This window comes from Pseudarthrobacter siccitolerans, assembly GCF_030823375.1.
GTDB classification, from domain to species: Bacteria; Actinomycetota; Actinomycetes; order Actinomycetales; family Micrococcaceae; genus Arthrobacter; species Arthrobacter siccitolerans_A.
Genome location: NZ_JAUSXB010000001.1, coordinates 832,748 through 846,053 on the forward strand (window position 1 = coordinate 832,748; position 13,306 = coordinate 846,053).

The window sequence follows — 13,306 nt, forward strand, 5'->3', positions numbered from 1 at the left end:
TATCCTAGCCGCTATTCAGTATGATGAACACTATGACCTCGCAGACAACTGTTGCCATTGCCGTCCCGCTCGAAGCTGAGCTCGTGGAACGCATCCGCGCCGTTGACCCATCCATCACTGTTCTCTACGAGCCGGAGCTCCTGCCCCCGGAGCGGTTCCCGGCGGACCATGCCGGGGACCCCGGCTTCCAGCGCTCCCCTGACCAGGAGGAACGCTACTGGGCGATGATCAACAGCGCCCAGGTCCTTTACGGAATTCCGAACGAGAGCCCGGCGGGACTCGCCAGGGTTGCGGCCGGGAATCCGCATCTCCAATGGGTCCATGCCATGGCAGCGGGAGCCGGCGGTGCGGTAAAAGCCTCCGGGCTGGACCAGGAGACGCTGCAGAAGTTCAAAGTGACAACCTCCGCGGGAGTCCATGCGCTCCCCCTCGCCGAGTTTGCCACCATGGGAATCCTGAACGGCTTCAAGCGCACGGCCGAACTGGTGCGGGACCAGGAAGCCAAGGTTTGGCCTGAGCTCCGGACCCCCACGCGGCTGGTGAGCGGTTCCAGGCTGGTTGTGGCCGGGCTTGGCGAAATCGGCCTTGAGACTGCCCGCCTGGCGCGCGCCCTGGGCATGAAGGTCAGCGGCACCAAGCGGAGCGTGGAGCCGCTGGACGGAATCGAGGAGGTCTCGGACAATCACGGCCTTCCAGCCCTCCTTGCCGGCGCCGACGCCGTGGTGAATACCCTGCCGGGCACGCCGTACACGGAAAAGCTCTTCAACCGGGACATCTTCGCTGCCATGAAGCCCGGCACTGTTTTCGTCAACGTCGGCAGGGGAACAGTGGTGGACGAGGAAGCACTGCTTGAAGCCCTGGACAACGGGCAGGTATCCTACGCCTGCCTGGACGTCTTCGCGGTGGAGCCGCTCCCCCGGAACAGCCCGCTGTGGCATCACCCCAAGGTGCTGGTTTCACCGCACACATCCGCCCTCAGCGCTGCCGAGAACCGACTGATCGCCGAGCGGTTCTGCGGTAACCTCCGGATCTTCCTGGCCGGCGGGGAGTTGCCCCACCTCGTGGACACCGTGCACTTCTACTAGGCCTGCACTTCCACACGCTCCACTTCCACTAAGGCCCCGGCCGGTTCCCCCAACGAGGAACCGGCCGGGGCCTTCCTCGTCCCACCCCGGCCACGCCACATTGGGTGACCGCGGGGATGCGGACATTCTGCGGACATGCGTAAGGGCGGCTTCCCCGTCAGGGGAAGCCGCCCGTTAGTGCAGAGAAAGCCTAGCCGGCGTCTTCCACCAGCACCAGGTCCCTCCCCCTGGTTTCAGGAGTGAAGAAGGTGGTGGCGAAGGAGATCGATGCCAGCACCAGTGAGTAGATGGCGGGGACCAGCCAGGAATGGTTGGTGGCAGCCAGTAGTGCGACGCCGATCATCGGGGCGAAGCCGCCGGCCAGGACGGCTGAAAGTTCGCGGCTCAGTGCCACGCCGGTGAACCGGTGCTGGGATCCGAACAGTTCCGGCAGCAGCGCGCACTGCGGGCCCAGCATGGACTGCACCCCCAGGGCGATGCCCACCACCATGACCGCCCAGACAAGCGTGACGTTGCCCAGGGTTACCAGGTAGAACGCCGGAAGTGCGATAACTGCCTGGAACAGGGCACCGTACCTGTACACGGGGACGCGGCCGAACCGGTCGGAGAGGGCGCCGAAGGTGACCACCATGACTGCTGCGAAGGCGGCAGCGATCAGCAGGCCGGTAGGGCCGATGAACTTATCGCCGGCGAAGACGCCGGCCGGCATGCTGATGAAGGAAACCAGGAGCGCGGAGTAGATGGAGGAGTTGCCGTTTTCACCCATGCGCAGGCCGATGCCCACCAGGACATTCTTTTTGGAGTGCTTCCAGATCTGGCCCACCGGGTTCTTCACCACGGCCTTGTGCTTCTCCAGTTCCTGGAAGACGGGAGTCTCCTTCAGCCGGAGGCGGATGAAGACGGCAATCACGATCAGGATGAAACTCGCCAGGAACGGTACCCGCCAGAGCCAGCCCTGCAGCACGGTCTTGTCCGCCAGGGCCATCAGTGCAAAGGTGCCCGCGCCCAGGAGGGTGCCCAACTGGATGCCGACGAACGGCAGGGAGGCGAAGAAACCACGACGCCGGCGCGGCGCAACTTCAGAAATCAACGTGGTGGCGCCGGCCTGCTCGGCCCCGGCCCCCAGGCCCTGGATAATGCGCAGAGCTACCAGGAGGACTGCACCCAGCATTCCCGCCTGTTCGAATGTCGGCAGCAGGCCGATGGCGAAACTTGCCATGCCCATCAGGCCGATGGTGAGGATCAGGACCATTTTGCGGCCGAACCGGTCCCCGATGTAGCCGAAGACGACGCCACCGAAGGGACGGGCGGCAAAGCCGACGCCGTAGGTTGCAAAGGAGGCGATGACAGCCCCGCTTTCCCCCAGCGGAGCAAAGAACAGCGGCCCGAAGATCAGCGCCGAGGCGAGGCCGTAAATGTAGAAGTCGTAATACTCCAATGCGGAGCCTACGGAGCTGGCAAGAGTTGCCCTTCGCAGCTGGTCCGAGTCGACGACGGCGCCGTCCTCAGCCTGCGGTGCTTTAGTACGAGTTGTCACAAGAACTCCCTCATCACTCTCCAGGCCCCCGTTGGCCTGGTGGGTCAGCGACAGCACATGTTGTGCCGATCACTATATTGAACAGAGTACAGCAAGTTGAACAGTCGGCAAGCGCGCGAAGGTATTATTTTGTCTTTGGCCAGCGGCCCGGCCTGTTAGCCCATGGGGCTGCCGAGCGAACGGGCCAGCTCATGGAGTTCCTTGACCATCTGGGAGCCCTGCTCCTGGGTGTAGGTGGCCTTCAATGCGGTGACTGAAAGTCCCAGGCTTGGACCATGCGCACCCCGGGTGGGAACCGAGACCGCAAGGCACACTACGCCCGTGGTGGACTCCTCGTCCTCGAAGGCGTAACCCTGTTCCCGGATGGTGCGCAGCTGTGCCTTGAGCTCCGCGCCGGTCCGGATTGATTTCGGTGTCAGTACGGGCAACTCAGCATCGTCACTGAACATGTCATCGATGTCGTGGTCATGCAGCCGGGCAATCAGGGCCTTTCCCACCGCGCAGAGGGAAACCGGCATCTTGTCTCCAATATTGGACGTCAGCCGGACGGCAGGATGCCCTTCGTAGCGGGCCAGATAGATGACGTTGGTTCCATCAAGCATGGCGATACGCACCGTTTCGCCCGAAAGGGTGGGTGCCTGCTCGCAGTACCGGTAGAACTCCTGCACCTCGTCCAGCCGGCTCAGGTAGGCCGCCCCGAGTTCCACGAGCTTGCGGCCCAGGGTGAACTCCGCCCCCTGCCGGCTGATGAGGCGGGCTTCTTCCAGCGCCAGGAGCAGGTTGGAGGTGGAGGACTTGGGGATTCCCAGCTCGCGGGCAAGGTCACTAAGCGTCAGTCTTCCGGTTGCCGATGCAGCGAGGGCGTCCAGTACTGCGGCGGCACGGGTGACGGCGGGGGCCGGCGAGGCGCTTCCCAGCCCGTCAGAGGATCGGGAGTTGCGGGAATCGGCCATGATTCTCCTTATATAGTGCCTGCGCTGGTCGTGCTGTTCATTCGGCTGAACACTAACCATCATAATGGCTCAGCCGTGCGGGCCAGCCAGTAATCCGCCGGCTTCACGGCACGGCCTCCGACACATTTTCCGCAGAGCTTCATGTTTCCGGCAGTTCACGGTATATTCATCTCAGGCCCTCCACCGCGGCATCCCCCAATAGTCGCGGTGGAGGGTTTTCCAATGCCCGGACCACGCCACGGCTGGCCCGCCAACCCGCCCGGAAGCCCTCACGCGGCGTCTGCCACCGCTTCCCGGAGCCGCCATCCACCGCCGAGTCCGTCCCGTTCCAGCAGCATGGTGGTCAAAGCAGAGCTCCTGTTGCCACCCAACCTCACCTGGACCTGCAGGACCTCCACATCCACGCGGCCAAGGCCTTTGGGCATCCTCCGGTTAACCTCCCACCAGTTGAGCCGCTCAAACCAGCGCACCGGTTCGGCACCCACGGCCCATTCCCGGCCCTTGCTGATCACCGTCGTCGGCGTTCCGTTGATTCCCGTCCGCACCATCACATGTTCCATGCCTGAAAGCTAAGGCCGGGCACCGACATTTCCGCCGGTGGGCAGGAAATGAAAAAAACCCTGTTGTTTCCGCCGTGGGGCGCAAACAACAGGGTTTCCTGGTGGGTCCTACCGGGATCGAACCGATGACATCCACGGTGTAAACGTGGCGCTCTACCAGCTGAGCTAAAGACCCAAAGAGGCTGAATCCGGCGCTTCAGCGCCGCAACCAACGAACATAGACTCTACCCGACCCATGGCTCCAAACGCGAATCGGCGCGCCCGCACGCTTCCGGGCCGCTCCTAGATGGGCGGAAGTTCAGCGGCAAGCCAGGCCAGGGATTCACTGACGCCGGCCTCCAGCTTGATGCTGGCCTTGTCATCCCCGCGTGTGGGCCCGCGGTTGATAATGATGACCGGCTTGCCGTCCTTGGCGGCATGCCGGACGAAGCGCAGCCCGCTCATCACCGTCAGCGACGATCCGGCGGCTACCAGGGCATGCGCCTCGTCAACCATCCGGTACGACCGTTCAACCCGGTCCTTGGGCACGTTCTCGCCAAAGTACACAAAATCCGGCTTGAGGGTTCCGCCGCAGGCAGGGCAGATGGCAACAACAAAACTGCTGATCAGCGACTGGTCCTCAACGGTGGCATCTGCGTCCGGCGCCATTTCCACGAGGCCTGACTCCGCTGCCCGGGACAGGAACTCCGGGTTCAACTCCTCGAGCACGCCTGCCAGGAGGCGCCTGGAATACGTCCGGTGGCACCCCAGGCACACCACCTGGTCATACCTGCCATGGAGGTCCACCACGTTGACACTGCCTGCGTCTTCGTGCAGCCGGTCAACGTTCTGGGTAATCAGCCCGGTGAGGTAGCCGCGCCGCTCCAGCTCGGCAGCGGCATAATGGCCCTGGTTCGGGTCTGCGTGCCGCAGGTGGGACCAGCCAATATGGTTCCGGGCCCAATAGCGTTGACGGTTGGCGGCGTCCTTGACGAACTCCTGGTAGGTCATAGGCGAACGCGGCGGCGAACCTGGCCCACGGTAATCCGGTATTCCGGAGTCGGTACTCAGTCCCGCACCGGTGAGCAGGGCAAACCGGCTGCCGGCCAGGACATCGCGGATCCGGAGCAGGGTCCGGCGCTCCTCATCGGAGGGATTGGCTGCAGCCACCGGCGGCATGCTCGCGAAGCCTGTCAGGCCGACCCCCGCGCGCCGCTGTTCCATGCCGGGTCAGGCCTGTCCCAGGCCGGCCAATGCGTCGCGGTATTCCTGAAGGTCACGGGCCTGGCCACGGGGATTCACCACGGAGTAGCGGACATGACCGGCGGCGTCGATGATGAACGTACCGCGCTTGGCCATGCCGCTGCCCGGGTCAAAGACGCCATAGGCATTGGCGACGTCACCGTGGGGCCAGAAATCTGCCAGCAAATCGAAGGTGTACCCCTCCTGCGCGGCATAAGCGCGCAGACTGAACTTGCTGTCCACGGACACGGCCAGAACCGTGGCATTTGCGTCCTCGAACAGCGCCAGGTTGTCCCGAATCTCGCACAGTTCCCCCGTGCAAATGCCTGAGAAGGCGAACGGGTAGAACACCAGGACTACGTTCTGGCCGCGGAAGGATGACAGCCGCACAGGTTCGCCGAACTGGTTGGCCAGCTCGAAGTCAGGTGCCGGCCCGCCCAGCGCAGGCACAGCTGCAGGGGCAGCGCCAAGCGCTGCCGTCACTTGTTTTTCCTCATCACCAGGCGGGCTGCACTCCAGTCCTTGGAGACGCCAGCCGAGGTTGTCACGTGCAGGCCGGCTGTTGGGGCGGCCTCCTGGATGTCAGCCGGTGAAACGTAGCCGTCCCTGCCGGACTTCGGAGTCAGGACCCAGACAACGCCGTTTTCGCTGAGTGTGGTCAACGAATCCATCAGACTGTCCACGAGGTCCCCGTCGCCGTCGCGCCACCAGAAGATGACGGCATCCGCTACGTCGTGGTCGTCCTCATCCAGCAGCTCGGAACCGGTGAGATCCTCAATATCGTCACGCAAGTCGAAATCGACGTCGTCGTCGTAACCGAACTCCTGAATCAGATCCCCGTTCTTGAAACCCAATTTTTCCGCCACATTTACCGAAGTGGCGGCGTCGGCCTCGCTCACGTGTTCCTCCAATGCCTCATATATGCAGTGCGCATAGTGATTTCCATTACTCCCAAGCCAACACCCTTTGTGCCTGCGCTTCAAGCTGCCGCCCCCGGGTACAGGCATATTCTGCGTCACACCCGGACGGTCAAGCCCGCCTCGCAGCGGCTTTTCGTCACACAACCAGTATGACGGCGAAATACAACAGGGCCGCCCAAGCCGCGGCTACGCATCGCGCTGAGGTGAGAGTTAGAGTGGCAGGTGACAACTATGCCTGCGGGGCAACAACCCTGTAACTCCAATGCAGACGTAGGAAGCTAGGACCCTGCCCGGCACACATGACCGGGCTGTTGTAACCGATACGTCGCACACGGCGTATATACGCCGGGCGGTCACCCTGCCCGGCCTGAGTGCGCCATCAAATGCGCGCAAAGAGAGGTTGGACGTGGCTGCAGGAGAAGATACCTCCCATATCCTCAGCGGGTTGACTAACCAGCTGCCTGATCGTGATCCGGAAGAGACCGCCGAGTGGGTTGAGTCCCTGGATTCGTTGATCAGGGAACAGGGTACCGAGCGTGCCCAATACATCATGCGGAGCCTGCTGCAGCGCGCGGGTGCGCAGAGCGTGGGCGTGCCGATGGTGACCACCACCGATTACGTGAACACCATCCCGGTGGACCAGGAAGCAGAGTTCCCGGGCAACGAGGAATACGAGCGCCGGTACCGGGCGTACATGCGGTGGAACGCCGCGGTGATGGTCCACCGGTCCCAGCGGCCCAACATCGGCGTGGGCGGGCACATCTCCACCTACGCCGGGGCTGCGACCCTGTACGAGGTGGGCTTCAACCACTTCTTCCGCGGCAAGGACCACCCCGGCGGCGGGGACCAGGTCTTCTTCCAGGGCCACGCCTCCCCCGGCATGTACGCCCGGGCGTTCATGGAAGGCCGCCTCAGTGAGGAGGACCTGGACGGGTTCCGGCAGGAAAAATCCCGCGAAGGCCACGCCCTGTCCTCCTACCCGCACCCGCGCCTGATGCCGCACTTCTGGGAATTCCCCACCGTGTCCATGGGCATCGGGCCGATGAACGCGATCTACCAGGCCCAGTCCAACCGGTACCTGCACAACCGGGGCCTGAAAGACACCTCCGACCAGCAGGTCTGGGCGTTCCTGGGCGACGGGGAAATGGACGAGCCCGAATCCCGCGGCCTGCTCCAGCTCGCCGCGAACGAGAACCTGGACAACCTGAACTTCGTGATCAACTGCAACCTCCAGCGCCTGGACGGGCCTGTGCGCGGCAACGGCAAGATCATGCAGGAACTCGAAGCGTTCTTCCGCGGCGCCGGCTGGAACGTGATCAAGGTCGTCTGGGGCCGGGAATGGGATGACCTGCTCACCCGCGACACCGACGGGTCGCTGGTGAAAATCATGAACGAAACCCCCGACGGGGACTACCAGACCTACAAGGCCGAATCCGGCGGGTTCGTCCGCGAACACTTCTTCGGCAAGGATCCCGCCACCAAAGACCTCGTCGCGGACCTCACCGATGACCAGATCTGGAACCTCAAACGCGGCGGCCACGACTACCGCAAGGTCTACGCCGCGTACAAGGCCGCCACCGAGTTCAAGGGCAAACCCACCGTCATCCTCGCCAAAACCGTCAAGGGCTACGGACTGGGACCCCACTTCGAGGGCCGCAACGCGACCCACCAAATGAAAAAACTCACCCTCGACGACCTCAAGAAGTTCCGCGACCACCTGCGGATCCCCGTCACGGATGAGCAGCTCGAAAAAGACCCGTACCAGCCGCCGTACTACCACCCCGGTACGGACGCCCCGGAAATCCAGTACATGATGGAGCGCCGTGCGGCCCTGGGCGGGTCGGTACCGGAACGCCGGTCCAAGCACGCGGAGATCACCCTGCCGGACGCGAAGTCCTACGAGGTGGCCAAGCGCGGTTCGGGCAAGCAGCAGGCCGCCACCACCATGGCCTTCGTCAGGCTCCTGAAGGACCTGATGCGGGACAAGGAGTTCGGCAAGCACATCGCCCCGATCATCCCTGATGAGGCCCGGACCTTCGGCATGGATGCGTTCTTCCCCACCGCGAAGATCTACAACCCCAAGGGACAGAACTACCTGTCCGTGGACCGTGACCTCGTCCTGGCCTACAAGGAATCCGCGCAGGGCCAACTCATCCACCCCGGCATCAACGAAGCCGGCGCCGTGGCAGCCTTCACCGCCGCCGGCACCGCGTACGCCACCCACGGCGTGCCCCTGGTCCCCGTCTACGTGTTCTACTCCATGTTCGGCTTCCAGCGCACCGGCGACGCCTTCTGGGCAGCAGCAGACCAGATGACCCGCGGCTTCATCATCGGCGCCACCGCAGGACGGACCACCCTCACCGGCGAAGGCCTCCAACACGCCGACGGCCACTCCCCGCTCCTGGCCTCCACCAACCCGGCAGTAGTCACCTACGACCCCGCCTTCGGCTACGAAATGGGCCACATCGTCCGGAGCGGCCTGGAACGCATGTACGGGCCGGAATCGGAAGACCGGAACCTCATGTACTACCTCACCGTGTACAACGAGCCGATCACCCAGCCCGCCGAACCCGAGGGGCTGGACGTCGAAGGCGTCATCAAGGGCATCTACCTGCTCGCCCCGGCAAAGATCGACGGTCCCCGGACCCAGATCCTGGCCTCCGGCGTTTCGGTGCCCTGGGCACTGGAAGCGCAGCAGCTCCTGGCTGATGACTGGGGTGTTTCCGCCGACGTCTGGTCCGTGACGTCCTGGAACGAGCTGCGCCGCGACGGCATGGCCGCCGAAGAGGAAGCCTTCCTCAACCCCGGCCAGCCGGCCCGCGTCCCGTTCGTCACCAAGCAGCTCGAAGGCGCCACCGGCCCCGTCGTCGCCGTCTCGGACTACATGAAGGCAGTCCCCGACCAGATCCGCCAGTTCGTCCCCAACGAATTCGCCACCCTGGGCGCCGACGGCTTCGGCTTCTCCGACACCCGCGCCGCAGCCCGCCGCTTCTTCAAAAACGACATCCACTCCATCGTGGTGCGTTCGCTGGAGATGCTGGCCCGCCGCGGCGAGGTTGACGCCCAGTCCCCGGTCAAGGCCATCGACAAGTACCGGCTGCACAACGTCAATGCCGGCTCCACCGGCAACGCGGGCGGCGAGGCCTAGCCTCTGCCGGAAACCCGGTAACCGCGACGGCGGCCCCCACCGAAAGGCGGGGGCCGCCGTCGTCTGTTCTGCAGTGGACCGGCTGTGACACACAACTACCCGGATTGTAGCCTTCGCACAAATGGAGCTTGCCGGGCAGTGGCCGTATGCTCAAAGCATGCCAGCACCAGCCACCCCGTCCGCGAAGCGCAAACAGACCCCGCCCAAGGTCACTCCGGAGAAGTCCGAAACCCTGAAGAAATTGCGCGCCAACGTGGGCCAGCTTTCCACCACCACCATGCGGGAGCTGGAAAAATCCCTGCCCTGGTACAGCCGGCTCAGTTCGGACGAGCGCTCCGCACTGGGAATGGTGGCTCAAAACGGTATTGCTGCTTTTGTTACCTGGTACGAGCGCCCCAGTTCGCCCTCGTGGATCCTCACCGACGTCTTTGGGACGGCCCCCACGGAATTGACCCGGTCCATCAGCCTGCAGAAGGCGCTGCAGCTGATCCGGATCGTGGTGGAGGTGGTGGAAGACCAGGTTCCGGTGATAGCGCCGGAAGCTGACCAGCCGTCCCTCCGCGAGGCCGTGCTCCGCTACTCCCGCGAGGTGGCCTTCGCGGCCGCGGACGTTTACGCGCGCGCGGCTGAATCCCGGGGCTCCTGGGACACGCGGCTGGAAGCCCTGATCGTGGATGCGATCCTGCGCGGTGAAAATACTGATGCCCTGCGCTCCAGGATCGCCGCGCTGGGCTGGAAGGCGCAGGAGCGGTTTACGGTAATGGTGGGAAATTCCCCGTCAGAGCCGAGCGCCAGCTACGTCAGCGAGCTCCGGCGGATGGCAGGCCGCTACGCGGAGGATGCGCTGGTGGGCATCCAGGGTGACCGGCTGATCCTGATCCTGGGCGGCGTCCACGACCGGGAAACCGCCTACCTGAAGCTCAGCGACATGTTTGCCCCCGGACCGGTGGTGTACGGCCCGGAAGCCGGATCCCTGCTGGAGGCCAGCGGTTCGGCCCAGTCCGCTTTCGCCGGGCTGACTGCCGCGCGCGCCTGGCCGTCCGCCCCGCGCCCTGTTGCCGCCGATGACCTCCTTCCGGAACGCGTGATCTCCGGTGACGACGCCGCCCGCCGCTCCCTGGTCAAAAACATCTACCGGCCGCTCCTGGCAGCTTCCAACGGGCTGGTGGAAACCCTCGGGACCTACCTGGAACTGGGCCATTCCCTGGAGGCAACGGCCCGGGAACTCTTCGTTCATGCCAACACGGTGCGGTACCGCCTGAAGCGGGTTTGTGACGTCACCGGCTGGGATCCGCTCCTGCCGCGGGAGGCGTTTGTCCTCCAGGCGGCCCTCGTGGTCGGCCGTCTTTCAGCCCCGCCCAAAGCTGCCGCAGAGCGCCATCCGTCGCGGAACCAGCCCTGAGTCGTTGTAGACTTCCTACAACCTGACCCCCTGAGCTTGGTGCGGACAAACACCGCTCGATCACACAGTAATTTGGAAAGCTGGTTACGTGCTTGCAATAGTCTGCCCTGGACAGGGCTCGCAAACCCCGGGTTTTCTGGCCCCGTGGCTGGAACTGCCCCCGGTGGCAGGCCAGTTGGCCGCCCTGAGCGACATCGCAGGCATTGACCTGATCGCGCACGGGACCACCTCGGATGAAGAAACCATCAAGGACACTGCCGTGGCGCAGCCCCTGATCGTTGCGGCCGGCCTCGTCGCCGCCGCCTCCCTTTTCGACGTCGAGCTGGACTCCCTGCCGGTAATCCTGGCCGGACACTCCGTCGGTGAGATCACGGCATCGGCACTGGCCGGAGTCCTCACCGAGCAGGAAGCCATGACCTTCGTCCGCGAACGTGCCAACAGCATGGCCGCCGCCGCTTCCGTCACGCCCACCGGCATGAGCGCCGTGGTGGGCGGGGACCCCGCAGAGGTCCTCGCCGCCATCGAGGCAGCAGGCGCCACCCCCGCAAATGTCAACGGTGCAGGCCAGACGGTTGCTGCCGGAACGTTCGAACAGCTCAAGGCCCTGGCGGACAACCCGCCGGCCAAGGCCCGCGTCATTCCGCTGAAGGTGGCGGGCGCCTTCCACACCAGCCACATGTCTCCTGCCGTCAGCACGCTCAAGGCGCTGGAGCCGCAGCTGAAGCCGCAGGCCCCTAAGGTACCCCTGCTGTCGAATTACGACGGCGGGGAGGTCACCGATGGCGGTGCCGCCGTCGAAAGCCTGATCGCCCAGGTGTCCCGCCCGGTCCGTTGGGACCTCTGCATGGAGGCCCTTGTCCAGCGCGGCGTGACCGGCGTCATCGAACTGGCTCCCGCCGGTACCCTTGCCGGCCTGGCCAAGCGCGGCATGCCCGGCGTCAAGACCGTTGCGGTCAAGACCCCTGATGACCTCTCCGCCGCACTGGCGCTCTTCGCAGAACTGGAGGGCAACGCATGAGCGTTCCCACGCTGAAACAGGCTCCGATCCAGGAGCACACCCGCATCCTTGGCCTGGGCGCCTACCGGCCGGATGTCATCGTCACGAACGAGGACGTCTGCCAGTGGATTGACTCCTCGGACGAGTGGATCCGCCAGCGCACGGGGATCGTGACCCGCCACCGCGCGCCCGCTGATGTCAGCGTCATCGACATGGCCGAGGGCGCTGCCCGCGAAGCGATGGAAAAAGCCGGGATCCAAGGCTCGGACCTGGGCGCCGTTATCGTCTCCACGGTCACCCATCCGTATGCGACGCCGTCGGCCGCGGCCAGCCTGGCGGACCGGCTCGGCGCCACCCCTGCACCGGCCTTTGACATCTCAGCCGCCTGCGCCGGCTACTGCTACGGCATCGCCCAGGGTGACGCGCTGGTCCGTTCCGGAGCCGCGAAGTACGTGCTGGTGGTTGGTGCCGAGAAACTGTCCGACGTCATCGACAACCGGGAACGTACCATCTCCTTCCTGCTCGGGGACGGTGCAGGCGCCGTCGTGATTGGCCCCTCCGAGACACCCGGCATCGCGCCTTCGGTGTGGGGCTCGGACGGCAGCAAATGGGACGCCATCGGCATGACCCGGTCCATGCTGGACGTCCGCGACCTTGGCATGGCTGCCCGGCAGTCCGATTCCACCGGCGACCTTGCCCTGCTCGAAGAAGCCCAGGAGCTCTACCCCACCCTGCGCCAGGATGGCCAGACGGTCTTCCGTTGGGCCGTCTGGGAGATGGCGAAGGTAGCCCAGCAGGCGCTGGAGGCGGCCGGTGTACAGGCCGAGGACCTGGTGGCGTTCATCCCGCACCAGGCCAACATGCGCATCATTGATGAGATGGTGAAGAAGCTGAAGCTGCCCGAGACGGTTACAGTGGCACGGGACATCGCCGATGCAGGGAACACCTCTGCAGCGTCCATCCCGCTGGCTACCCACCGCCTCCTGGCGGAGAAGCCGGAACTGAGTGGCGGGCTGGCCCTGCAGATCGGTTTCGGTGCCGGGCTGGTCTTCGGCGCCCAGGTAGTAGTCCTTCCTTAGAAGCGCCCCCAACAGGCCGCAACCGCGTCCTGAACCATTTCCGGCATTCCCTGCCGGCAATAACAAGAAAAGGAGCCATCACATGGCTAGCAACGAAGAGATCCTGGCCGGCCTGGCTGAAATCGTCAACGAAGAGACCGGCCTGGCCCCCGAGGCTGTAGAGCTGGACAAGTCCTTCACCGAGGACCTGGACATCGACTCCATCTCCATGATGACCATCGTGGTCAACGCCGAAGAGAAGTTCGGCGTGCGTATCCCGGACGAAGAGGTCAAGAACCTCAAGACCGTCGGCGACGCCGTCAGCTTCATCGCCGGCGCCCAGGCCTAGCCACCGGCTTTCGCCGTACTACGGCTTGGCAGGGCTGCCGGTCCGGATGACCGGACCGGCAGCCCGCCGCATTTTT

General features: G+C 64.6%; 12 protein-coding genes and 1 tRNA gene. 6 read left to right on the top strand and 7 right to left on the bottom strand.

What is annotated here, in order from left to right; all coding sequences use genetic code 11:
- Positions 1-20: 20 nt before the first annotated feature.
- Entirely contained in the window at positions 21-1,085 is a 1,065-nt protein-coding gene (locus QFZ36_RS03970) for a D-2-hydroxyacid dehydrogenase (RefSeq protein ID WP_306634104.1), read from the top strand.
- 190 nt (positions 1,086-1,275) lie between these two features.
- Here the strand turns inward: QFZ36_RS03970 and QFZ36_RS03975 are convergent, their stop codons facing one another.
- From QFZ36_RS03975 to QFZ36_RS04005, 7 genes are all read right to left on the bottom strand, one after another.
- On the bottom strand, positions 1,276-2,622 hold the full coding sequence (locus tag QFZ36_RS03975) for an MFS transporter (RefSeq protein WP_306634106.1): 1,347 nt from the start codon (positions 2,620-2,622) through the stop codon (positions 1,276-1,278).
- A 155-nt stretch (positions 2,623-2,777) separates the two neighbouring features.
- Positions 2,778-3,575 carry an IclR family transcriptional regulator gene (locus QFZ36_RS03980; RefSeq protein WP_306634107.1) on the bottom strand — a complete coding sequence of 266 codons (798 nt, stop codon included), beginning with the start codon at positions 3,573-3,575 and terminating at the stop codon, positions 2,778-2,780.
- A gap of 269 nt (positions 3,576-3,844) precedes the next feature.
- A complete protein-coding gene (locus tag QFZ36_RS03985) occupies positions 3,845-4,135 on the bottom strand; it encodes a hypothetical protein (protein WP_306634109.1) in 291 nt (96 codons plus the stop codon).
- Between the two features lie 99 nt (positions 4,136-4,234).
- Positions 4,235-4,310 (bottom strand) — tRNA-Val (locus QFZ36_RS03990).
- Between the two features lie 107 nt (positions 4,311-4,417).
- Positions 4,418-5,338 carry a Sir2 family NAD-dependent protein deacetylase gene (locus QFZ36_RS03995; RefSeq protein WP_306634111.1) on the bottom strand — a complete coding sequence of 307 codons (921 nt, stop codon included), beginning with the start codon at positions 5,336-5,338 and terminating at the stop codon, positions 4,418-4,420.
- 6 nt (positions 5,339-5,344) lie between these two features.
- Positions 5,345-5,839 (bottom strand): peroxiredoxin, encoded by a 495-nt coding sequence (locus QFZ36_RS04000; RefSeq protein ID WP_306634113.1) that lies wholly within the window; start codon positions 5,837-5,839, stop codon positions 5,345-5,347.
- The gene (locus QFZ36_RS04005) at positions 5,836-6,255 is read right to left on the bottom strand and encodes a DUF3052 domain-containing protein (RefSeq protein ID WP_306634115.1); all 420 of its coding nucleotides are present in this window, start codon (positions 6,253-6,255) and stop codon (positions 5,836-5,838) included. Before QFZ36_RS04005 ends, QFZ36_RS04000 begins: the two co-directional genes overlap by 4 nt.
- Before the next feature lie 427 nt (positions 6,256-6,682).
- On the opposite strand from QFZ36_RS04005, the gene aceE reads away from it, so the two are divergent.
- From aceE to QFZ36_RS04030, 5 genes are all read left to right on the top strand, one after another.
- Positions 6,683-9,424: a pyruvate dehydrogenase (acetyl-transferring), homodimeric type gene (gene aceE, locus QFZ36_RS04010; RefSeq protein WP_306634117.1), complete on the top strand. Its 2,742-nt coding sequence runs from the start codon at positions 6,683-6,685 to the stop codon at positions 9,422-9,424.
- Between the two features lie 157 nt (positions 9,425-9,581).
- The gene (locus tag QFZ36_RS04015; RefSeq protein WP_306634119.1) at positions 9,582-10,826 is read left to right on the top strand and encodes a PucR family transcriptional regulator; all 1,245 of its coding nucleotides are present in this window, start codon (positions 9,582-9,584) and stop codon (positions 10,824-10,826) included.
- Between the two features lie 88 nt (positions 10,827-10,914).
- On the top strand, positions 10,915-11,844 hold the full coding sequence (locus QFZ36_RS04020) for an ACP S-malonyltransferase (protein ID WP_306634121.1): 930 nt from the start codon (positions 10,915-10,917) through the stop codon (positions 11,842-11,844).
- Positions 11,841-12,902, top strand: a complete 1,062-nt coding sequence (locus QFZ36_RS04025; protein ID WP_306634123.1) for a beta-ketoacyl-ACP synthase III — start codon at positions 11,841-11,843, stop codon at positions 12,900-12,902. Before QFZ36_RS04020 ends, QFZ36_RS04025 begins: the two co-directional genes overlap by 4 nt.
- An 82-nt stretch (positions 12,903-12,984) precedes the next feature.
- Entirely contained in the window at positions 12,985-13,230 is a 246-nt protein-coding gene (locus tag QFZ36_RS04030; protein WP_009359314.1) for an acyl carrier protein, read from the top strand.
- Positions 13,231-13,306 lie beyond the last annotated feature (76 nt).

What these genes read in the sequence shown, in the direction of transcription:
- QFZ36_RS03970 (WP_306634104.1), top strand. Translation starts at nt 21, where the DNA reads ATGATGAACACTATGACCTCGCAGACAACTGTTGCCATTGCCGTCCCG.
- QFZ36_RS03980 (WP_306634107.1), bottom strand. Translation starts at nt 3,575, where the DNA reads ATGGCCGATTCCCGCAACTCCCGATCCTCTGACGGGCTGGGAAGCGCC.
- QFZ36_RS03985 (WP_306634109.1), bottom strand. Translation starts at nt 4,135, where the DNA reads ATGGAACATGTGATGGTGCGGACGGGAATCAACGGAACGCCGACGACG.
- QFZ36_RS03995 (WP_306634111.1), bottom strand. Translation starts at nt 5,338, where the DNA reads ATGGAACAGCGGCGCGCGGGGGTCGGCCTGACAGGCTTCGCGAGCATG.
- QFZ36_RS04015 (WP_306634119.1), top strand. Translation starts at nt 9,582, where the DNA reads ATGCCAGCACCAGCCACCCCGTCCGCGAAGCGCAAACAGACCCCGCCC.
- QFZ36_RS04025 (WP_306634123.1), top strand. Translation starts at nt 11,841, where the DNA reads ATGAGCGTTCCCACGCTGAAACAGGCTCCGATCCAGGAGCACACCCGC.
- QFZ36_RS04030 (WP_009359314.1), top strand. Translation starts at nt 12,985, where the DNA reads ATGGCTAGCAACGAAGAGATCCTGGCCGGCCTGGCTGAAATCGTCAAC.